Annotated in this window: 16 protein-coding genes; 2 read left to right on the plus strand and 14 right to left on the minus strand. The window is 35.6% G+C overall.

Going from position 1 to position 22,780, the window contains the following annotated elements; genetic code table 11:
• The 6 genes from DIT68_RS11270 to DIT68_RS11295 form a co-directional block, all read right to left on the minus strand.
• A partial coding sequence (locus DIT68_RS11270) for a fibronectin type III domain-containing protein (protein WP_199223419.1) occupies positions 1–5,108 on the minus strand: 5,108 nt, incomplete at its 3' end.
• Complete coding sequence (locus tag DIT68_RS11275; protein WP_146194199.1) at positions 5,105–5,434, minus strand: hypothetical protein; 330 nt, start codon at positions 5,432–5,434, stop codon at positions 5,105–5,107. The genes DIT68_RS11275 and DIT68_RS11270, both read right to left, overlap by 4 nt.
• Before the next feature lie 687 nt (positions 5,435–6,121).
• On the minus strand, positions 6,122–6,904 hold the full coding sequence (locus DIT68_RS11280) for an SDR family oxidoreductase (protein WP_109359911.1): 783 nt from the start codon (positions 6,902–6,904) through the stop codon (positions 6,122–6,124).
• Positions 6,905–6,910: 6 nt separating this feature from the next.
• Positions 6,911–8,758 (minus strand): glutamine--fructose-6-phosphate transaminase (isomerizing), encoded by a 1,848-nt coding sequence (glmS, locus tag DIT68_RS11285; RefSeq protein ID WP_109359912.1) that lies wholly within the window; start codon positions 8,756–8,758, stop codon positions 6,911–6,913.
• 27 nt (positions 8,759–8,785) lie between these two features.
• On the minus strand, positions 8,786–10,078 hold the full coding sequence (locus tag DIT68_RS11290) for a DUF4270 family protein (protein WP_158276174.1): 1,293 nt from the start codon (positions 10,076–10,078) through the stop codon (positions 8,786–8,788).
• Between the two features lie 32 nt (positions 10,079–10,110).
• Complete coding sequence (locus DIT68_RS11295) at positions 10,111–10,935, minus strand: glycogen/starch synthase (RefSeq protein WP_109359914.1); 825 nt, start codon at positions 10,933–10,935, stop codon at positions 10,111–10,113.
• A 105-nt stretch (positions 10,936–11,040) separates the two neighbouring features.
• On the opposite strand from DIT68_RS11295, the gene panC reads away from it, so the two are divergent.
• Together panC and DIT68_RS11305 are read left to right on the plus strand one after the other, a co-directional pair.
• The gene (gene panC, locus DIT68_RS11300) at positions 11,041–11,895 is read left to right on the plus strand and encodes a pantoate--beta-alanine ligase (RefSeq protein ID WP_109359915.1); all 855 of its coding nucleotides are present in this window, start codon (positions 11,041–11,043) and stop codon (positions 11,893–11,895) included.
• 13 nt (positions 11,896–11,908) lie between these two features.
• Entirely contained in the window at positions 11,909–12,490 is a 582-nt protein-coding gene (locus DIT68_RS11305; protein WP_109359916.1) for a riboflavin synthase, read from the plus strand.
• A 210-nt stretch (positions 12,491–12,700) separates the two neighbouring features.
• Here the strand turns inward: DIT68_RS11305 and DIT68_RS11310 are convergent, their stop codons facing one another.
• The 8 genes from DIT68_RS11310 to queA all read right to left on the minus strand — a co-directional run bounded on the left by DIT68_RS11310 (position 12,701) and on the right by queA (position 22,676).
• Positions 12,701–16,285: a zinc-dependent metalloprotease gene (locus DIT68_RS11310; RefSeq protein WP_109359917.1), complete on the minus strand. Its 3,585-nt coding sequence runs from the start codon at positions 16,283–16,285 to the stop codon at positions 12,701–12,703.
• A complete protein-coding gene (locus DIT68_RS11315; RefSeq protein ID WP_109359918.1) occupies positions 16,282–17,127 on the minus strand; it encodes a T9SS type A sorting domain-containing protein in 846 nt (281 codons plus the stop codon). The genes DIT68_RS11310 and DIT68_RS11315 overlap by 4 nt, the downstream gene beginning before the upstream one ends.
• A 98-nt stretch (positions 17,128–17,225) precedes the next feature.
• Positions 17,226–17,798 carry a hypothetical protein gene (locus tag DIT68_RS11320; protein ID WP_109359919.1) on the minus strand — a complete coding sequence of 191 codons (573 nt, stop codon included), beginning with the start codon at positions 17,796–17,798 and terminating at the stop codon, positions 17,226–17,228.
• 24 nt (positions 17,799–17,822) lie between these two features.
• Entirely contained in the window at positions 17,823–18,791 is a 969-nt protein-coding gene (locus DIT68_RS11325; RefSeq protein ID WP_109359920.1) for a T9SS type A sorting domain-containing protein, read from the minus strand.
• A 514-nt stretch (positions 18,792–19,305) separates the two neighbouring features.
• The gene (locus DIT68_RS11330) at positions 19,306–19,851 is read right to left on the minus strand and encodes a hypothetical protein (RefSeq protein WP_146194200.1); all 546 of its coding nucleotides are present in this window, start codon (positions 19,849–19,851) and stop codon (positions 19,306–19,308) included.
• Between the two features lie 13 nt (positions 19,852–19,864).
• Complete coding sequence (gene metF, locus DIT68_RS11335; RefSeq protein WP_109359922.1) at positions 19,865–20,815, minus strand: methylenetetrahydrofolate reductase [NAD(P)H]; 951 nt, start codon at positions 20,813–20,815, stop codon at positions 19,865–19,867.
• A 73-nt stretch (positions 20,816–20,888) separates the two neighbouring features.
• Positions 20,889–21,551, minus strand: coding sequence for a 2-C-methyl-D-erythritol 4-phosphate cytidylyltransferase (locus DIT68_RS11340; RefSeq protein ID WP_109359923.1), 663 nt, complete (start codon positions 21,549–21,551; stop codon positions 20,889–20,891).
• Positions 21,552–21,626: 75 nt separating this feature from the next.
• A complete protein-coding gene (gene queA / locus DIT68_RS11345; RefSeq protein ID WP_109359924.1) occupies positions 21,627–22,676 on the minus strand; it encodes a tRNA preQ1(34) S-adenosylmethionine ribosyltransferase-isomerase QueA in 1,050 nt (349 codons plus the stop codon).
• Positions 22,677–22,780: the final 104 nt, after the last annotated feature.

Genomic DNA, 22,780 nt, shown 5'->3' on the forward strand with positions numbered 1-22,780 from the left:
TCAATCCAAGTTAAACTTGTACATGCTATTCGTGTGTCAGTTCCAGTAACGGCATTATTAACCGTTAAGTCTAAAGTTACAATAGAATCACAACCTGCTGCATTTGTTAAAGTATGCATTGCGGAATTGTTTGATGCAGTGTATGTATTTCCATCAATCCAAGTGTAAGAATCACATGCTACTTGAACATCTGTTCCAGTATTTGAATAGTTGAGTGTTAAATCTAAAGTCACAACACTATCACATCCAGCCACATTTGTTAAAGTATGCGTTGCTACATTGTTTGAAGCTAAATAAGTTACTCCATCAATCCATGTGTAACTGTCACATGCTACTTGCGTATCTGTTCCAGTTGTAGAATTATTGATTGTTAAATCTAAAGTCACAACACTATCACATCCAGCCGCATTCGTTAAAGTATGCGTTGCTACATTGTTTGAAGCTAAATAAGTTACTCCATCAATCCATGTGTAAGAATCACATGCTGTAATTACGTCTGTTCCTGTGTTTGAATTGTTGATTGTTAAATCTAAAGTCACAACACTATCACACCCAGCCGCATTTGATAAAGTATGCGTTGCTACATTATTTGACGCAGTATAAGTCACTCCATCAATCCATGTGTAAGAATCACATGCTACTTGAACATCTGTTCCAGTGTTTGAATTGTTGATTGTTAAATCTAAAGTCACAACACTATCACATCCAGCCGCATTTGATAAAGTATGTGTTGCTACATTGTTTGAAGCTAAATAAGTTACTCCATCAATCCATGTGTAAGAATCACATGCTGTAATTACGTCTGTTCCTGTGTTTGAATTGTTGATTGTTAAATCTAAAGTCACAACACTATCACACCCAGCCGTATTTGTTAAAGTATGCGTTGCTACATTATTTGACGCAATATAAGTCACTCCATCAATCCAAGTGTAAGAATCACATGCTACTTGAACATCTGTTCCAGTGTTTGAATTGTTGATTGTTAAATCTAAAGTCACAACACTATCACATCCAGCCGCATTTGATAAAGTATGTGTTGCTACATTATTTGAAGCTAAATAAGTTACTCCATCAATCCATGTGTAAGAATCACATGCAACTTGTGTATCTGTTCCAGTTGTAGAATTATTGATTGTTAAATCTAAAGTCACAACACTATCACAACCTGCTACATTTGTTAAAGTATGCATTGCTACATTGTTTGACGCAGTATAAGTTACTCCATCAATCCAAGTGTAAGAATCACATGCTACTTGAACATCAGTTCCAGTGTTTGAATTGTTGATTGTTAAATCTAAAGTCACAACACTATCACATCCAGCAACATTTGTTAAAGTATGCATTGCAGAATTGTTGGAAGAAGTGTATGTATTTCCATCAATCCATGTGTAAGAATTACATGCAACTTGAACATCTGTTCCTGCTGTCGCGACACATAATGTTGAAAAACTAAAAGGTCCAACCCAAGCACTTTCATCACCAAGACCACAGTCGGCCTGTACGAAAAAGTCATAAGCCGTATTTATGCTCAAACCAGTTAAAGCATAAGGATTACTTGTTGTTGAAACAGAAGTACCACTTCCTTGCGTAAATCCGTCAACACCGTATTCAACATTCCAAGTTGTAGCGGTACCATTCTCTGTCCAAGCTAAATCTGCAGAGGTACCTGTAATGCTTGATGTTATTAATGCAGAAGGATCTGCACAAGTAATGGCTGTTTTAATTTCAAAGTTATTAATGTATATATAATAATCTTCTGAATCAGACGTAGAGCCATCGCTTGCCCAAATACCAAACAAAGTATTCGTACCCGTATAAGCACTTAAATCAATAGAAATGTCATTGGCAGCCAATAACAATGGATTAGCGTTATTCCAAGTATGGATAACTGACCATGTTGTTCCATCATCAGTAGAAACAACAACCTGCAACTTATCATCTGAACCCATTCCACTAAAAGCAGTAGATGAACTCCAATCTGTTGCATTTGTATTCAGCACTAACTCATAACCACCAGCTGACAAATCAAAGGCTGGAGTTAATAACCAATCCTCACGACTATTAGAATATAGATTAATACGGGCGCTACTGCCAGATTGACCCCAATATCCAGTACCTAGCGACGAAGGTCCTGTTGCTGGACTACCTGCACCTGCCTCTTCCCAACAAGAAGGTAAGAAAGAACTGAAATCTGTTGAATAATCAGGTATTTCAGCTGCACATGGTGTTGTAAAGTTAAAAGGTCCTACCCATGGGCTTAAATCTCCACCACCACAATTTGCTTGCACATAAAAGTCGTAAGGGGTAGTTGCTGTTAGTCCTGATAAAGCATAAGGATTACTAGAAGCCGCAACAGTAGTTCCACTACCTTGAGTAAACCCAGACACACCGTATTCAACATTCCAAGCTGTAGCTGTACCGTTTTCTGTCCAAGCTAAATTTGCTGATGTAGCTGTTAGATTTGTTGCTGTTAAGGCACTAGGCGGAAGACAAGATGGTGATTCGTAAATAGAAATATCATCTAAAGAGATATACCAAGGTGAACCGTTAATTTCTCCTTTGATTCCAATGTAATAAACACCAGAGCTTGCTGGCGTAAAAATACCGTTAACCAGTTGGTAGGTTCCGTTTGTAAGCCCTGTAGATGGAACAATTGAGTTGGTCATTGATGCAGCATCATTTGCACTACCATAACTGATGGAGATACTTGCATTACTGGTGGTACTTCCATCTTGACGTGCATATACATCAGCTGTATAAGATGTTCCACCCACAAGATTTATAGGGATGAACATCCAGTCTGTATTACCATATCTTAATGTTGTATTCCAATTTCCACTATATGGCGACCTGTTATAAGTTGTATTTGTTTCATTGGCTGTCCAACTACCTGATCCTGATACCGACTCTTGGGATAAGCAACCATCAATGTCGGCATCGTGGGCGTATCCGTTTTCAAAACCTTCAAAATAAGGAAGGTTAAATGCCACACATGGTGTTGAAAAACTAAATGGACCAGCCCAAGAGCTTAAACCGCTTCCACCACAATCTGCTTGAACGTAAAAGTCATAAGCTGTATTTGCTGTTAAACCACTTAGAGAAAGAGGATTACTAGAAGCCGCAAAAGTAGTTCCAGCTCCTTGCGTAAATCCAGTAGCACCGTATTCAACATTCCAAGCTGTAGCTGTACCGTTTTCTGTCCAAGCTAAATCAGCGGATGTAGCTGTTATGTTTGTTGCTGTTAAGGCACTAGGTGCTATACATGAAGGTGCTTCAAATACTGAAATATCATCAAGAGCAATATCTCCTGCATAACCAGCACCCCTAACTCCCTTAAAACGAACCTTAACTGTCCCTGAATAGGCGCTTAGGACAATATTTTCAGAAATCCAAGCTTCATTTCCTCCGATTTGTTGCTGTCCAGACAAATTAAATTCAGTTGTCCATGTGGCTCCATTATCCGAAGAAACTTGAACACTAAGACTTCCCATATTACTACCATACATGTGATAATAAAAACCCAGAACTGGCACTGTTAAACTTGTCAAATCAATACTAGGAGTGTATAAAAATGCCTCATCTAAAGTAATTCCATTTGAAGCTTCTGTATAAAAGAATTTACTACCACTGTTTGGAGAATCAGGCCCTGTACCTGCTGAAGAAGTTGACCCACCAATATTCCATGCAAAAGCTGTAGAAGTATAACTAGGATTTGAACTCCAACAATCTTCAATTTCTGAACTTGTGGTTGTCGTTGCAGTCTCTACATCGTATGTCCATGGTGCAGAAACAGCTGTACAAAGTGTTGTAAAGTTAAAAGGTCCTATCCATGGGCTTAAATCTCCACCACCACAATTTGCTTGAACGTAAAAGTCATAAGCTGTATTTGCTGTTAAACCACTTAGAGGAAGAGGATTACTAGAAGCCGCAACTGTTGTCCCACTACCTTGTGTAAATCCAGTAGCACCGTATTCAACATTCCAAGCTGTAGCAGTACCGTTTTCTGTCCAAGCTAAATCAGCGGATGTGGCTGTCATGTTTGTTGCTGTTAAGGCACTAGGCGGAAGACAAGATGGTGATTCGTAAATAGAAATATCATCTAAAGAGATATACCAAGGTGAACCGTTAATTTCTCCTTTGATTCCAATGTAATAAACACCAGAGCTTGCTGGCGTAAAAATACCGTTAACCAGTTGGTAGGTTCCGTTTGTAAGCCCTGTAGATGGAGCAATTGAGTTGGTCATTGATGCAGCATTATTTGCACTACCATAACTGATGGAGATACTTGCATTACTAGTAGTACTTCCATCTTGACGTGCATATACATCAGCTGTATAAGATGTTCCACCCACAAGATTTACTTGGATGAACATCCAGTCTGTATTACCATATATTAATGTTGTATTCCAATTTCCACTATATGGCGATCTGTTATAAGCTGTATTTGTTTCATTGGCTGTCCAATTACCTGATCCTGATACCGACTCTTGGGATAAGCAACCATCGATGTCGGCATTGTGGGCATATCCGTTTTCAAAACCTTCAAAATAAGGAAGGTTAAATGCCACACATGGTGTTGAAAAACTAAATGGGCCAGCCCAGGCACTTAAATCCCCACCACCACAATCTGCTTGAACGTAAAAGTCATAAGTTGTATTTGCTGTTAAACTTGATAAATTGTGAGGATTATTAGAAGCCGCAACAGTAGTTCCAGCTCCTTGTGTAAATCCAGTAGCACCGTATTCAATATTCCAAGCTGTAGCAGTACCGTTTTCTGTCCAAGCTAAATCAGCGGATGTAGCCACTAGGTTTGTAACAGATAATGAGCTTGGATCTGGGCAAGCTTGAGATATTCCTATAAATTGAATATTTGGAATTGCTGTTCTCAATAAACCACTAGGCAAAACACCAGAAGGATCTGGGTTGTTGCTATCGCTCCTATAGGTCAAAGCTCGGTTCGAAGAGACTGATGAACAGAGAAACTCATCACTATTACCATCATAACCTGATCCATTTTCATCGACTGCAACAATTAGATTATCAGTTCCATTATAAACAAATGGTGTTGTGAATGTAATTGTTACCTGATCAGCGACAACACTTATCACTCCGTCAAACTTTGAGTTAAACCTGAAACCCAATCTGATGAACTAGTAAAAGAAGACTTGGTTGTATGTCCTAAATAGACCACCCAGTCATTTGAATTTGAAATAATTGTCCCAGCATCTGTATAGAAAGTGATTCCTGTGATTGAACCATTGGCGTTAATTTCTGATGCCAAGTAAATAGATTGTGAATATGAATATCCGTAATATGGCTCTATTGGTAGGGCTTGACCTGTTAGTGTACCTGTCCCAACATTAACTTGCGCATTTGCATTTAATGCAAACAAGCTAGTCATACAGAAAATTAATAATTGTAAAAAGTTTTTCATAAATATGGGTTTATAGGTTAATAATGAATTAGTAAGAAAGTGATTGGGAAAACTTTTCTCCAGCCCCTTTTTATCGGTGCTTATTTGAGAGAATGAGTTGGTAAAAGCATGCTTCATAAGGTGTTAGTTTTAGATTTACAGTATCACAATGTAAAAACAAAAAAATTGTTAAACAAGTGTTAATGCTTTTTTTACTAAAACTACACCCTTGCAAAACAAGCACTTACAAAACAAAAAACAAGTCATACCGCACTACCTAGGACCTTAAAAGCATATTTTTGACAAAAAAGAATTCATAGAAATACCTTAAGGTTAAAATTAAACCCATCTTGTACATATCGCATCTTTACTAAAAACCTACAATAGAGTTAATAAGCTCTTTAAATAATGAAAATTCAACACTAAGGCCCGACTAGACAAGCACTCTAAAGATAAAACTTGAGGAATACAATAAGGTTTAACGTGTAGGTATGGTTACATTTTAAATGCTTAATAAAAATCTTACCAGTGGGGTTTATGTTTTGTGTAAAGAAAGAACAATATACGGCTAGCGCTATTATCTTGAAATTATGGCGGCTTGATTCACAGAAGTAAGATAATAATACCATGAGTAAAAAGTTGTTGCTAAAACAAAAAAGAGTGTACCAAAGCACACTCTTTTTAATACAAAACAAAATATCTAGCAACCTATAAAGACTTCGTTCTTCCTCCGTCTACAGGAACATTTATCCCATTAATATAGCTTGCTGCAGGGCTTGCTAAAAAAGTTACTGCATTCGCAATTTCTTCGGGTTGTGCTATTCTTTTCATAGGTGACTGTGCCGCCATGTTACTCAGAATTTCTTCATAATTTAATCCAGAAGATTGATCTGCTTTATTTTCTGCAATTGACTGAAGTCTAACCGTATTCGTTGCACCTGGCAATACGTTATTTACTGTAATATTATACTGTCCCAGTTCGTTAGCCATGGTTTTACTCCAATTCGCAACAGCACCTCTAATGGTATTAGATACTCCAAGACCATCTAAAGGTTGCTTAACGCTAGTTGAAATTATATTAATAACACGTCCATAACCTTCATCTTTCATACCTGGATAAAGCGCTTGTACCAAAACGTGGTTGCAAACAAGGTGATTTGTGAAAGCAGCAGTAAATTCATCTACCTTGGCTTTTCTGATTGGTCCTCCTTTTGGTCCACCCGTATTATTTAGTAATATATGTGCTTTATTTTTAGTTGCCCAAGCTTTAATTTTTCGTTCTAAATCCAATGGATTAGAAAAATCTGCAACGATGTAGTCATTTTTATCATTAGGAGATAATTCAGCTAGAACCGCTTTTAATTTAGCTTCATTTCTTGCCACTAAAGTAATAGAGGCCCCTTGTTTAGACAATGCCAAAGCTGATTCTTTACCTATACCTTGAGTACTTCCGCACACCACTGCATGCTTTCCTGTTAAATCAATGTTCATAATATTTTATTCTACAGTTACAGATTTTGCTAAATTTCTTGGCTGATCCACATTAGCACCTCTCATTACCGCTACATAATAAGAAATTAATTGCAATGGAATTGTAGCCAATAAAGGAGCTAAATTCTCATCTGTATCTGGTATTTCTATGTAATGATCAGCAATAGCTTTCACTTGTGTATCACCTTCTGTAATAACAGCTATAATTTTTCCTTTGCGGGCTTTAACTTCTTGGATATTACTAACTACTTTTTCATAAGAAGGACCTTTTGTTGCAATCACAAAAACAGGCATTTCTTCATCAATTAAAGCAATAGGTCCATGTTTCATTTCAGCAGCTGGATATCCCTCTGCATGAATGTATGAAATTTCTTTCAACTTAAGCGCTCCTTCTAAAGCAACTGGGAAAGAATTTCCTCTTCCTAAGTATAAGGCATTTCTTGCATCTTTGTAAACTGCTGAAATCTCCTCGTGCTTTTCACTCTGCTCCAGAATTTTTGCCACCTTATCAGGAATCAACTCTAATTCAGTAATTATTCTTCTGAATTTAGTATCATCCAAATTTCCTTTCTTACGTGCAATAGACAGTGCCATCAAAGTAAGAACCGTTACCTGGGCTGTAAATGCTTTTGTAGAAGCCACTCCAATCTCAGGACCCGCATGCGTGTAAGAACCTGCATGTGTAATTCGAGAAATTGATGAACCAACAACATTACAAATACCAAGAATGGTTGCACCTTTTGACTTTGCTAAATTTAGCGCTGCAAGTGTATCTGCTGTTTCTCCAGATTGAGAAATCGCAATTACAATATCATCTTCATCGATAATAGGGTTTCTATATCTAAACTCTGAAGCATATTCAACTTCGACAGGAATTCGGGCAAGGTCTTCAAACAAATACTCTCCGACTAATGCTGCATGCCATGAAGTACCACATGCCACCATTATAATTCTTTTAGCTTTGGCCAATTTAGATTCGTAATCTTTGATTCCGCCCAGTTTTACCCAGCCTTCATCTACGTTTAGTCGACCTCTAAAACAATCTTTAATTGATCGTGGTTGTTCATGAATTTCTTTTAGCATGAAATGCTCATATCCTCCTTTTTCGATAGCCTCTAATTTTAACTCTAGACGCTGGATATAAGGAACTTTCTCTTTATCTTGAATGCTGAATATTCTTAATCCGTCGTTTCTATCAACAACAGCAATTTCTTCATCTTCCATATACACCACTTCATTTGTATATTCAATGATAGGTGTTGCATCAGACGCCAAATAAAACGCTCCATCTTTTCCAATTCCAACTACAAGCGGACTTGATTTACGGGCTGCTACTAGTTGATTCGGATTATCTTTACTCAAAACTACGATAGCGTATGCTCCAATAACACTATTAAGCGCTATTCGCACAGCCTCGGCGGTTTTAACCTGTTCATTTTTCTTAATATCGTCAATTAAATGAATCAGTACTTCTGTGTCGGTTTCACTTTTAAAAACATAACCTCTTGACATTAGCTCTTCTCTCAAAGAGTCGTAATTTTCAATAATTCCGTTATGAATTAGCGCCATTTCTCCATCAGAAGAAACATGAGGGTGGGCATTTATATTGTTTGGTAAACCATGAGTTGCCCAACGCGTATGTCCTATACCGACAGTACCTGTTGAGTCATGTTGTGCTGCAAACTCTTCTAACTCAGAAACCTTTCCTGAACGCTTGTAATTATTTAAACTTGAGTCATCATTTAAGACCGCTATTCCTGCGCTATCATACCCTCTGTACTCTAGTCTTTTAAGACCTTTTAATATAATTGGAAAAGCTTGTTCTTTCCCAATGTATGCTACGATTCCACACATAGTTAAATTTTATTAAGTTAATTATTATCAAAGCATTGTGTAAACAACACTTAATTTAGGCTTCTTTTTGTTTTGGGTGTTGGGACCATTAAAAATAATGCGCTCAACGGTTGTATTAAAGTTTTTAGGCGAAACAAATAACCCTGTGTTTGGGTATATGCCCTGAACCACGTTTTGTATATATTTCCTTAAATCAATAACATAAGATTTTTTTGTACTACTATATAACACACTTGCTGTTCCAGAATAGATAGAGGTTTTATTACCATCACCAGAGACATCTGTAGTTACAAATACTTCAGAACTAGGATAGAAATTACTTCCTTTGTAATAATCCACAGGCAATTCTAAAGTTGCTTGATGAATGATAATATCTTTTGGAAGTGAATCTAAACCACTCATCTCAATTTTCGCTCTTGAAGAAAATGATTGTGCATAAAACTCTTCTTGTCCGAATGAAGGGTCATTAATCACTTGCTCTACTCTTGTTCCTGCATAGTCGGTCTCCACATGATTATAGTCTACAGCAGAACCATTGACAATAAAATCATAGCTACCTTTTTCCCCATTACTGGCATAATACACAGTCAGTTTGGAAGCGGCTCTAGTTGTTGCAAGGTAAAGAACTGTTCCTTCGCCGGCAGACTGAAATCCGTTATTCACCTTAAAATGGAGTCCTTTAAAGTTTTGCAAAAAATCATCATCATTGGTAGCGTTTTGGGCAAGAGTCAAAAGATTTCTCCCGAAAATCGTATCTAATGGAATTCTCAGCTGTGGAGTAAGTGTATCAGAACCTACAATCGCTCCATTTAAAGGGTCAGGCAAGATGAGTCCTTCGTTATTGGCCGTAGGAACTAATTGTTGTGATGCGACATTAGATGTAGCAGACCTAAGGTAAGTAGAATCGCGTGTTAGTTCATCTGTAATTTCATAAACTTCAAACAGTTGCTCGGTTAAATCACCATAATAACCTCCATACTCGAAGGCCATAATTACAGAATCTATAGCTACTTGGTTTAAGTTACCGAAATCAGGGGAAAACCCAGACAATGTTAATTGCGTATAAAAGTTAGCATTAACTTTACCATAAATCTCATCATTATAGCTTCCAAGCAGATTAAAAGGACGATCCATAGAAGGAATGGAGTCTTCCTCTACCGTAGATGTCTTTAGCTGAAAAGTATCTACAACACTTGAATTCATTATATCATCCGAAGAAAGCGCACTCGAACCAACAGGATTTCTTTTCTTTTTACAGGAAGGAAATACAAGGCTTAAACAAAAAAATGCAGCGAAAAGAATTACTACTTTTCGCCACATTTTGAAATTATAAAATTTACTCTTATTTATTTTCATTGAATCAATGCTTCTTCATCTATAACTTTGTCGAAAAACTCACTCATCACTTTTGGCTGAACCTCTTCAGATTCGAATTCCAACTTAAACATTTCTGTTTCGTCAAAAGCTTTTTTCAATTCATCGTTAACAGATGCGCTCCCCATAACCACTCCATCAGAGTGACTTATAGCGGCTTTATTTAAACTGGTATAATCACCATTTTTTATCGAATCGACAATCTCATCGCTAAAGCCTTCAAACTTAAGTTTTTCATCAAACCTACCGCCCCAATTTTTGTTAAACTCATTGTCATAAAGCGAATAAATCACTTTTGTATCAGAAAAATGTGGGTCATTTTTGTAAATATCTTTAACGTACATAGGCATTAAAGAAGTCATCCATCCATGACAGTGAATAATATCTGGTTTCCAGCCTAATTTCTTAACAGTCTCCAATACTCCTCTACAGAAGAACATTGAACGTTCGTCATTATCTTCAAACTCTTCCCCTTTGTCGTTAGAGAAAACACCTTTACGCTTAAAGTACTCTTCGTTATCTATAAAATAAACTTGCATTCGAGCTGTTGGAATAGAAGCCACCTTTATAATTAAAGGATGGTCCATATCATCAACGATAAGATTCATTCCAGACAATCTAATTACTTCATGTAATTGATGACGTCTTTCGTTAATCACTCCAAATCGAGGCATGAAAACTCTAATTTCTTTGCCACTTTCTTGAACCCCTTGTGGAAGTTTTCGGGCTGCAGTAGATACTTCTGACTTTGGTAAAAATGGTTTAATCTCTTGCGAAACAAAAAGGATTTTCTTCTTCTCCATGAAATGTATTTTGGTAAAACGTGTACAAAAATATAAAAAAAAATTCGGAATTTCAGCATAAAAAGATAGTTTTGTTGATTTCGCTTTAATATAGTCTGAGAAATTTTGGTAAAACTACACAGCATAAAAGAACTTGAAGATCAACTTCAACCGCTTAGAGAAAAAGGCTATAAAGTTGGCTTTGTGCCTACCATGGGCGCTTTACATGAAGGACATATTTCATTAATCAAGCAAGCAAAGCTCGAATGTGACCATGTAATAGTCAGTATTTTCGTCAATCCTACGCAATTTAATAACCCGAAAGATTTAGAGCAATACCCAAGAACAGAAAGTGAAGATATAGCGCTTTTAAGGCAAAATGGTTGCGATTTCGTTTTTCTCCCTTCGGTTTCAGAAATGTATCCTGAAGGTCATAAAGCAGAAAAAGTTGATTTAGACCACATCGAAAATACGATGGAAGGGAAACACAGACCCGGACATTTTGATGGTGTTGTAAATATTGTTTCTCGATTTTTTAGACTTGTTCAACCCACAAAAGCATATTTTGGCAGAAAAGATTTTCAGCAAGTTGCAGTTGTAGTGGAAATGGTAAAACAATTAAAAATACCATTAGAGATAGTTGTCGTTGAAACAATGAGAAATCCGAGTGGATTAGCAATGAGCAGCAGAAATTTGAGGTTGAGTGAACAAGAACTCGAACAAGCTGTTGTAATATCACAAGTGCTTCATAAGGGGCAAGCTTGGGCAAAAACATATTCACCTGCGAATACATTGGGAAAAATGAAACGTTATTTTGAAGACAGTGCATTAAAGTTAGAATATCTACAAATTGTTCATCCAGAAACATTAAACGACCTTAATCAATATTGGGTTCCTGGGGCTACAGCTTGTATTGCAGCTTTCTGTGGAGAGGTAAGACTTATTGACAACATGGAATTGGTTCCCTTAGAAGAAAATTAAAACAACAGCGATTATGTTTACTGGAATTATTGAAGATTTAGGAGAAATAAAAGATATAAAGAGAGAAGGAACTAATATTCATTTCACACTTACTTGCTCTTTTGTTGATGAACTGCAGGTAGACCAGAGCTTAGCTCACAATGGTGTTTGCTTGACTGTTGTTCATATCGAAAACAACATGTACACAGTTACTGCAATTGATGAAACTTTAAACAAAACGGATCTTGGTAGCTGGGAAACTGGCGATAAGGTAAATTTAGAACGCTGTATGCCTGCCAATGGTCGTTTCGATGGACATATTGTACAAGGACATGTAGACACCACCGGCAAATGCATTTCGATTGAAGAAAAAGACGGTAGCTGGGTATTCACTTTTCAATACGCTTCTGATGACATGACGGTAGAAAAAGGCTCAATTACTGTTAACGGAGCGAGCTTGACGGTTGTAGATTCAAAAGACGACCAGTTTTCTGTTCATATTATTCCTTACACCTACGAACACACACAATTTCATTCACTGAAAGTCGGTGATACGGTGAATTTAGAGTTTGATATTTTAGGGAAGTATATTGCCAAACTGATGAAGAGGAATTAGGAATTCAAGGGAAAATCATCAATCGAAGATACAATGTAGGGACGATTACTCCCTTTGGTCATGAGATCGCTTCGCTAAGTTTGCAAAACGTCCAACTCCATTGTAAATGACAATCATTATTCAAGGATTTAAGCAATTAAAATAGCATACAAACCAAAAAATGCACACCCCAACCAAGGAATGTGCATTTCTAAATCTTTAAATATTCTTTTACTTCTCTTTATCCACAATTAGTTTAGAATTCATTTTCATAATTCCGTCGTTGTAAAAATTGATGATGTAAACTCCGTTGGTAAGACTTCTTGTGTCAATTACTTGTTCACCTTCATTTTTCTCAATTGCTCCTGATCCCATTTCGCGACCATTCAAATCAAAGATTTTGTAGTGAGAGTTGTTCAGTTCATCGTAAATCTCCCATTTGATGCTTGTGAAATCACTTGCTGGGTTTGGATAAACTGTGATATTGTACATGAGTTCTTCTAAAGTTGGTTCGTTACCTGATGGAGCTGGAATTGTTAACATTTTAGCCATTCCACCGCCTTCTGGCGCTTCCTTCTCGAAACAAATATCATAGAAGAAACACAAAATATTCTCAGCATAACCTGATGCTCTGCTGCCTTTTTCTGCCAAAGTCTCAAGGTATTGAACTTCGGTAGAATCCAATTGTGCTATATTACGCTCACCAAGACTAGATCTGAAAGTGATATAGCTATCAAAATCTTCAATCATATCTAGGCTACTTTGGAGAGTCTCATCATTTTGAATATCTTGCAAAACAGAATCTGCTCTAGACCATTCACTATTTTCTATAAAGAAATCCATCACACCTATTTTATTAGAAATACCTTCTCCCATCAAAACAGTTGCATGTCTTTCTGAATAAGTATGTTCATCTTTAGATTTCTCCAAATATTTAACAAAATTAGTTGCTGTAGCAATTTTAGATTTATAATACATCATTTCACCCTCTAATGTCGTTCTCACTGTTTCAGTATTCCAGTTGTTTCTAACATAATTAAGCATGTATTCTGGGAGGGTATTGTTGGTGACATCATTTAACTCAGCAATGAATTGCTCTCCTTTTGTTGCGTCAGGATTAGCTAAAAGCACTTCCAACAGCATCGCATTAGGCAAAATATTTTCACCCGCTGCCGTCAACAATGCTTCTGTTGAAAGATATGGTGATTCTTGCATCAAATTATTTCTCAATGTCCAAGCATCTGATGACCAATTATTTTCAATTTGTCCTTGAAGGATGTCTGTGTCACCATTGTCTATTAAAGAGATATAATTATAATTGAGAATATTGTAAGCTGCTTTATGATTTACAAGTTCAGTTTCATAATCATTCAATTTTGTCAAAAGTTCATGAAACATTACAACACCAGGTTTAAAACTTGTAGGACAAGCATTCTTGTTATTAACCAATATTTCTTGAACTGGTCCAATCACACCATTCGTCATATTGGGTAAAGTTATTCCACCTGAATGATAATAATTTATCTGATTAGCATAGTCTGCGATGTCAAGAGTATTAAACTGAAATGTATTTCCTGATGATGTTTGCGAATAGAAATCACCTTGGTTTAGCCTAACACCATGACTGTTATCTGAAGAATTAATTGCAATTGCATTTTCATTATTCAAATAATCATTACATAAAAACTGCAACCCATATTTTAAGTCTACGCTGCGATTAACTCTGTTCGATTTTGTTCCTTCAAAAAGGTTGCTTAATGTATTTTTATATACTTTATTGTCTAATGGACCTCCATAATCTACTACAATTCCAGAGGTTTTACCACTACTTAAAGTATTTAATACTGAATTTTCTTCAACGATATACTCAACGGAGTTATCAAGAAAAATTCCATTTCCTGAATAAGTACTATTACTATAGCCACCATTACCAATAACAAAATCATTCCTGTTAATGTTAACATTATCAAACTCCTTAACACGAACTCCCCAAATATTATTGGTAAAATCAGTTTGAGAAATAGTAACTGCTTCCGAAACTCCAGCTCCCGCAACTTGTATAGCATACTCAAGACCTTCGAAACTCGATTTCATCAATAAACCTGTTGGACAAGGCGTTCCATAAGGAAGTGGTGGAGAATCACATCGAGGAACAACCTTAAAACTAGCATCTAAAGTTGAAATTCCTTCGTTTGGAGAACTACTTAAAGACTTATTTGTCGTAACATTGTTAGCGAAGTGGCAATTCTCAAAAATAATACCATGCACCTTCCAAAGCGTTACATAAGGCTGCTGAGGATATCCTTCTATAAAATTATCATCCGTTAAAAACTCAGTATCTGTAAAACTGGAAGTGTTGTCACGATAAGAACCTGGATAATTCGGAGTAAAATTTTGATATTCCATAAATTCAACTCCTCTTCTGTTGTTTCTGAAAACACCGTTTGTTGATTTAATAACACCACCTATTTCACTCCATGATCCTTCATTCCAATTTGTAGCTGCTTTGTGAGCATTTTCTATTGTACCCCCATTTATTAGCTCTAACATTCCTTGGTGGGTTGGGTTGTTAATAGGGAATTGGTGTTGGTTTGATGTACCGTAGACTTGGACGCCTTGCCAGTATGTGTTGAGATATTTCTCGTTTGTAATTGTACCGCCATCAATTATTAATTTCGCTCCTTTTTCAATAATTAATTTCGCCTCTGGAACAAACTGTATTTCACATCTAACAGTAAGCGTAGTGCCGGAATTAATCCGAAGGTTGTTATATAATTTAATACTAAAATCCCAAGTTTCATCTTGACTTACTAATATTTCTTTGGAATCATCAAAATCATGCACTTTTACGTAGTTCCTAATTGAACCTAAAGATATAGCCCTATGCATTCGTTGGACTTGCTTTGGTGAAAAATATTTTGCACCATTGTTTCCACCTAAAATATTATTTGTACACGAATTAGTTGATGAGTATTCATCACAAGACCAACCTGCATCATGAGGACAAATTTTATTATTACCTAATCCAAAAACGTCATCCAAATAGTCAGGATCATTTTCATCACAAGCATTGAAATTGTTAGTGTAAGTATGATATAAATCTAAATTATGTCCAATTTCGTGAGCTAAATGAATGGCTAAAGCATCGGTGACATATATATTACTATCGAAGTTGGATGTGTGGTTCTTATTGTAAGTAACAACATAATGTTCGACATCTTGGTTGAATACCGGGAAACGTCCAAATCCAGTCCAAGGAGGAGTAGCACCTGTTATATGAATTTTAAAATTCTTACTAAAATTAGGGTACAAAGCATTAGCTTCAGAGTTCAGGTATTCAGCATCAGTTGGTCCAGCGATATTTCCTTTACCCCAACAAATAGTATTTTGATTAAAAAAAATACCATTCAATTTGATAACGATTTTTGTAGTTTCATAATCTACAACACCTGGTATTATATCAGAAGGATTTGCTATACTAGCATATATATATGCCACTTTATCCATAGCCTCTTCCATTATATCTCTGTTAAATATATTATCAGCATAATTACTTGAAAAATCATCTTTCTGCCAAACATGAATATCTATAGGTATTTCCACAACATTCCTTGTGTCGTATATATCTTCATAAAAAGTGTATCTTCCATAATATGGGTCAGAAATACCCGAATGATTATCTGAACACGTCGTTGCGCGAGGTGAATTCGATAAACTTTCTCGAACATCTGTTGGACATGAAATAATAGTTTGAGATAACAAACCACCAAAAGCGGCAGTACAAACTAATAAAGTTGTTATTAAAGACTTTCTCATTGCTTTTTGATTTTAAATTGATGAATAATATCCTCATTTATAAGTCGTAAGTTGTAGATACCTTTTTCTAGTCCATCGAATCCAATTTTATTATGAGAAACTTTACCTAGTTGAATTATTTTACCTGTCATGTCTTGTAAAACATACTGACCTTCAAATTCAACATTAACTAAATTATTGATTAAAGGATTTGGATAAATACGAACTTCATCTAAATCATAATTCGAAACATCTAAAGTATTATATCTGTGAAAAACGAATTGGACAACCCCAATTTCCTTTCCATCCTTCTCATAACTTGCTAATTTTCTACCCTCAAAATATAAGGAGGAGTCAATAACCAAACTATTAATGCTCCTAAGCATTATTAATCCTGCTGCGTCGAAGTGATAATGATCGTCCTGACCAAACAGAATTGAGTATTTATGACAGTTTTCTTCAAAAAGCTTATCATTCCAATTGATAGTTATTGGATAATTATCAGACGTAAACTGAATGGAAACCCTTTCAGAATAGTCACTTTCATCACAGTAAGAATTGATAATTTGTTTTTTCGATAAATACGAATTAGGCTGAATCCATTCTGAACTCAATGGTAGCCCTGAATACGTTTTATCACCAACGCGAACTTGTAATCCGTTATTCCAACTTTGATTAAGTAAATCATTTTCTCCAAAATTAGCATCTATACCATTATGTGCTAAATAATCGTAACCAATAGTAACTGAATCCCTGTTCCCCAAAGCATCTTCAAAATAGATCTCAAATTCAAACTCTGAAGTTTGCTGTCCAAAAAGTCCTCCCGACATAAGGAAAAACAGTAAAAAAAGTTTCTTTTTCATAGTGTATAGTTTTAATATTTATTTTAAATATAGATGAAATTATTGCTAAACCAAATATCTCTAAAACATTTAACATATTGAATACCTTGTAAATAGATTTAAAAACGCTTTGTAATTTGATTAACACCGAGAACTGGGAAATCAACATCATCAGTAACACACGACCAGTTTTGACCACCGTTAGTTGTTCTAAAAATACCTGAAGTATTTGTGCCTATCAAAAACGTATTTATGTTATTGGGATCATTATAAATTGAATTTGTCCAACCTCCTCCTTGGCCATGCGAACCATCAGGTAGAAAGCTTGGACCATCACTTGTCCAATTCGCTAGGTCTTCTTCAAAACATTTTAAAGGGCTATCATATATCCCTTTAATTGCATTTGAATATTGCGACAAACTATAGGTTACAGAATCTTCAATGTTGTACTTTGAAAAGACCCTATTCATCCACCGTGATGCTTTTATGTACTCATGATTTCTAATCGTGTCATCTATATAAGGATCCATTTTCATAAAAGCCTCATACACATCAGATACAGAAGGGATTTGACTCAAAGACGCCTTTATTTCCTTGGCGAGTCCTTTAGGTATACTTCCTAAATTTTGAGCTTTAAGGTTTGTAAATAATATAAGATTAATTGCCAATATTAAAAAGGTTATAAGTTTCATAAGATTTGATTTTTGGATTGAGAACTATTTAATAATAATTTTATGTCTGTAATATTTTGAATCACTGATTATTTCAACCACATAAAACCCTTTAGACAAATTAGGTGTTGAAACGTTACAATTATTAACTCCGTTAATGAAATATTTTACTTCTATTTTTTTTCCTAGGTTGTCGTAAACTTTAACTTCGTCAATTCTGGCATTTCCATCAGTTTGAATAGTAAAAATGTTTCCTGTCACAGGGTTTGGATAGATTTTAATATGTGGTTTTTTTTCAGTTTTTATCAAACTAGCCGTTTGACAAAACTGATAATTAGAGTCTCCACCAAAAACCATTGTGTCTCTTAAAACTAAAGTATCCGTAGGGCTTGCAAAAGTTGTCTCATACTTGCAAGTGCAAAAACCAAAAAAACCAGTATTCAAAAGTGGAGTTAAGGGATGTAAACCACCTAGTCCTTCTATTAGATAATCTATCCATTGGTCATCCATAGTATGAATTGAATACCTAACTTTGGTAACATTATTTATTTGAATTGTATCAATGCCAGCAATTGAGAAAGTCACGTTTTTTGATGAATTAGAAAAAGAGAGGGTATCTCCAACAACAGTTGTGTCTAGTACTTCAAAATCATATAAAAGGAAGTATTCATCTAGTGGATAATCTATTGTTTGGTTATAATAAGGAGAAAAAACACTTTGAGATATTACACCAATTTTATTTGAATCAAATTTCAACCAAGTTTTTCGGTTGTCTATCCATAAACTAGCGAAAACAATACCATTCTGATCTCCTACTCTTAAAGTATCAGAGATAGGGTCATCAGAAAACACTGTTAAGTATTCATATTGATCAAGTCCTTCCCAGTCATAAGCATGTGTACAAATTTCAGCTTTATAACTTGTGAGGTTAGTGAAAATACTATCACTTTGTGCACTTATTGAAAACACATTAATAATAGCTACAATCGAAATTAAAATTTTATTAGTATTCATAATAGTGGTGTTTTTTATTAAACATATTAAATTGTTAATACTTTTGAAAATAGATCATTAATATCAAAAAACAAAAATAGTATCACATTCTTTTTGCAATTAAGAATCATTCTCGTTGCAAGTTCAAAGATAAATGATAGCATGTTTGCTTCTCTTCTCAATGTTTTACGCCTAAAGCTTTCACAAATGGAATGGATTGAAAAAGAAAGGAAGGTTTCTGGGTATGTTCATGTTATTGGTAGATAATTACGAATGATTAATTATCAAATACGAATTTCGTTTGACTTGAAGTTGACTCAATTGATAGTTGAGAAATGAAAATTGATAATTTGCAGGGTGTGAAGAGTGTCATTTCAAGAGTTTTAACCGCAAAGGCACGGAGCTTTCGCAAAGTGCGCAGAGAGAAAACCCTCCAAAACTCATGAATTGTTAGCGATTCAAGAAAATCAACCTTATTAAATGGTAGATAAAGCATTTAGCTTTAAGCCTAAAACCTAATGCTTCCCTCCTATTTTCACAACCACTCCTTCTCTAATCTTTTGGCCACTTTTTTGAGTAATTTCTTCATTACAGCATCTTTTGAGCCGATTGTTCCGGTTTTGATTAGCTCATAATGAACTGGCTGCATGTCACGGTAAAATGTGAAAGAAAAAGTTACAGTTGATGCGCTTTCTCTGTACAGTGGATAAAGGTGTCCCGCATTTATTTCTTCTACGATTGGATTTGCATTTTCTGAAGGTTTGAATCTTTTGTTGTACCCTCTAATTGAAACCAATAAATAAGTATCAATTCCCTCAGATTTTAGTTGTTGATGGATTGAATCGTTCAATAAAATCTCATCAGTTCCTCTTTGTTTTATAACATTCAAAGATGCTTTTGACTTAACATTATAATCAGTAAACAATTGCAAAAGCCCAACTTCAAGCGTATATCGGTCAGACAAATCATCTTGTTGTCCAACGATTAAGACATTTTTCAAATTAAGTGGTTCAGCTTCTTGCGCTCCTGCGCTTAAGCTTAGAAACAAAACTGATAGTGTAGCTAAAAATAAATTTTTCATGTTTGTCATAATTTTAAAATAATTCAGAAGCAATTTTTCTTACTTCGGAAGAGTTGGTCATTGTGTAATAATGGATACACGGAACACCTGCGGCTTTCAATTCTTTGGATTGTTGAATTCCCCATTCAATCCCCACTTGTTTTACCTCATCATTGGTTTTACATTTCAATAGCTCTGTGGATAATTCCATAGGTAAATCGATATGGAAAAACTTAGGAAGAAATGAAATATGTCTCAAATTTGAGATTGGTTTTAGTCCTGGAATAATAGGAACTGTAATTCCAATATCACGGCATTTCTTAACGAAGTCGAAATACTTAGCGTTGTCGTAGAATAATTGTGTAACGATATAATCGGCTCCTCTATCCACTTTTTGTTTCAGGTATTGCAAATCTGTTGCCATATTCATCGCTTCGAAGTGTTTTTCAGGATATCCGGCAGCTCCAACACAAAAATCCGTCGGTTCTAAATGAATATCGTCCAAAGTGTATTGACCTTTATTCATATTTTGAATTTGCTCAATTAATTCTACGGCATAATTATGTCCATTCACTTCAGGTTTAAAAGTCGCCTCAGTTTTAATGGGATCACCACGAAGTGCTAAAACATTATCGATTCCTAAGAACTGTAAATCAATCAAGGCATTCTCTGTATCTTCTTTACTAAAACCACCACAGATAAGGTGAGGAACGGCATCCACATGGTATTTATTCATGATTGCGGCACAAATACCCACTGTTCCAGGTCTTTTACGAATAGAAACTTTTTCTAGTAATCCTTTGTCACGTTCCTTGTATACGTATTCTTCACGGTGATAAGTAACGTTGATAAATTTGGGTTTAAATTCCATTAAGGGATCAATTCCATTATATATAGACTGAATACTTTTCCCTTTTAGCGGAGGAAGTATTTCAAAAGAGAACAATGTGTCCTTCGCTTCTTTTATGTGATCAATTACCTTCATTAATGGATATTTTAGCAAACAAAAGTAAGAATAGCCTTTAGAATAACGGTGTTTAATTAAAAAATGAATGCAATTATTTTCCCATTAAAAATTCAACCAATTTTAAATCGATAGGGGTTGTAATTTTAATATTCTCTTCATTTCCTTCCGTAAGAAAAACTTGCCTGCCCATGGCCTCAACCAAACTAGCATCATCAGTAACAGAAGAGGAATATGGAATCTTATATGCTTCATTCAGTAATTCTAACTTAAAAGCTTGCGGTGTTTGCACAATCCAAAATTCTGATCGGTCTTGGTGCTGACTATTTTCACTATTACCTTTCCTCAAAGTGTCTTTCACTGGCAAAACGGGAATTGCTGCACCTTTTACTTCCGCTTGATCAATTACGTTTGAAATTGTTTGAAGGCTCACCAGAGGTCTTACCGCATCATGCACCATTACAATATCGCCTGTAACTTTTTTCAACGCATTTTTTATGGAATGGTAGCGTTCTTTTCCTCCTTCTGTAATTTCATGGGGAATTTTAAAATCATATTCCAAGCAGAGCTTCCTCCAAAGTTCAATAAAATCTTTGGGTAATGAAATTACAATTTGAATTTCGGAATTGAATTGATAAAACTTCTTGATGGTATGCATTAAAACCGGAAGTCCGTTCACAGGGATATACTGTTTAGGCAAATCGCTGTTCATGCGCTTTCCTATTCCACCGGCAGTAATAATTACAGATTGCTTCATGAAACGAAGTTAAAAGAAAAGTCGCTATTCAATATAGAATAGCGACTTAAAATTTTGTAAAATAACTTACGCTTGTTATATGATTAACATCGCGTCTCCGTAAGAGTAGAATCTGTATTTTTCTTTGATTGCTTCCTGGTAAGCTTTCATTGTAAGCTCATGCCCTAGGAATGCAGAAACCATCATCAATAAAGTTGAAGAAGGTTCGTGGAAATTCGTAATCATAGAATCAGCAATACTGAAATCGTAAGGAGGGAAAATAAATTTATTTGTCCAACCTTCATAAGGTTTTAGCATTCCGTCTGTAGAAACAGAAGTTTCGATGGTACGCATTGAGGTTGTCCCCACAGCACATACTCTTTTTCTGTTCTTTTTAGCTTTATTTACGATGTTTGCATTTTTCTCTGTAATTTCAGCCTGTTCAGAGTCCATCTTGTGCTTGGTCAAATCCTCTACTTCCACAGGTCTAAAAGTACCTAAACCGATGTGTAAAGTAATTTCAGCGAACTCAACACCTTTTAGTTCTAGTCTTTTCAACAATTGCTTAGAGAAGTGCATTCCTGCCGTTGGAGCTGCAACAGCGCCTTCCACTTTTGCATAAATGGTTTGAAAACGCTCAGCATCTTCAGGTTCTACCTCTCTATCGATATATTTCAACAAAGGAGTTTCTCCCAATTCGTCAATTTTGTTTTTGAATTCTTCGTAAGAACCATCAAACAAGAAACGTAAAGTACGTCCTCTTGATGTTGTATTATCGATAACCTCCGCTACAAGAGACTCATCGTCCCCAAAGTAAAGTTTATTTCCAATACGGATTTTTCTCGCTGGATCAACCAAAACATCCCAAAGAAGTGACTCTCTGTTAAGTTCTCTCAACAAGAAAACTTCAATTTTAGCGCCAGTTTTTTCTTTATTCCCATACAAACGTGCAGGAAATACTTTGGTGTTATTGCGCACCATAACGTCACCTTCATCAAAATAATTGATGACGTCTTTAAATAATTTGTGTTCTATTTCACCAGTCTCGCGGTTTATAACCATCATTCGAGATTCATCTCGGTTTGGAGCTGGGTGTTTTGCGATGAGCTCTTCGGGCAATTCGAAGTCAAACTCAGAAAGTTTCATTTTATTCAAATCGTACTCTTTTTTTAAAGGGATACAAATGTAACAAATATATCTATGAATCACGTGAATATACCACCAAAAGAATAATGATGCACTCTGTTCAC

The sequence above is a fragment of the Brumimicrobium oceani genome, assembly GCF_003143775.1.
GTDB classification, from domain to species: domain Bacteria; phylum Bacteroidota; class Bacteroidia; order Flavobacteriales_D; family Crocinitomicaceae; genus Brumimicrobium; species Brumimicrobium oceani.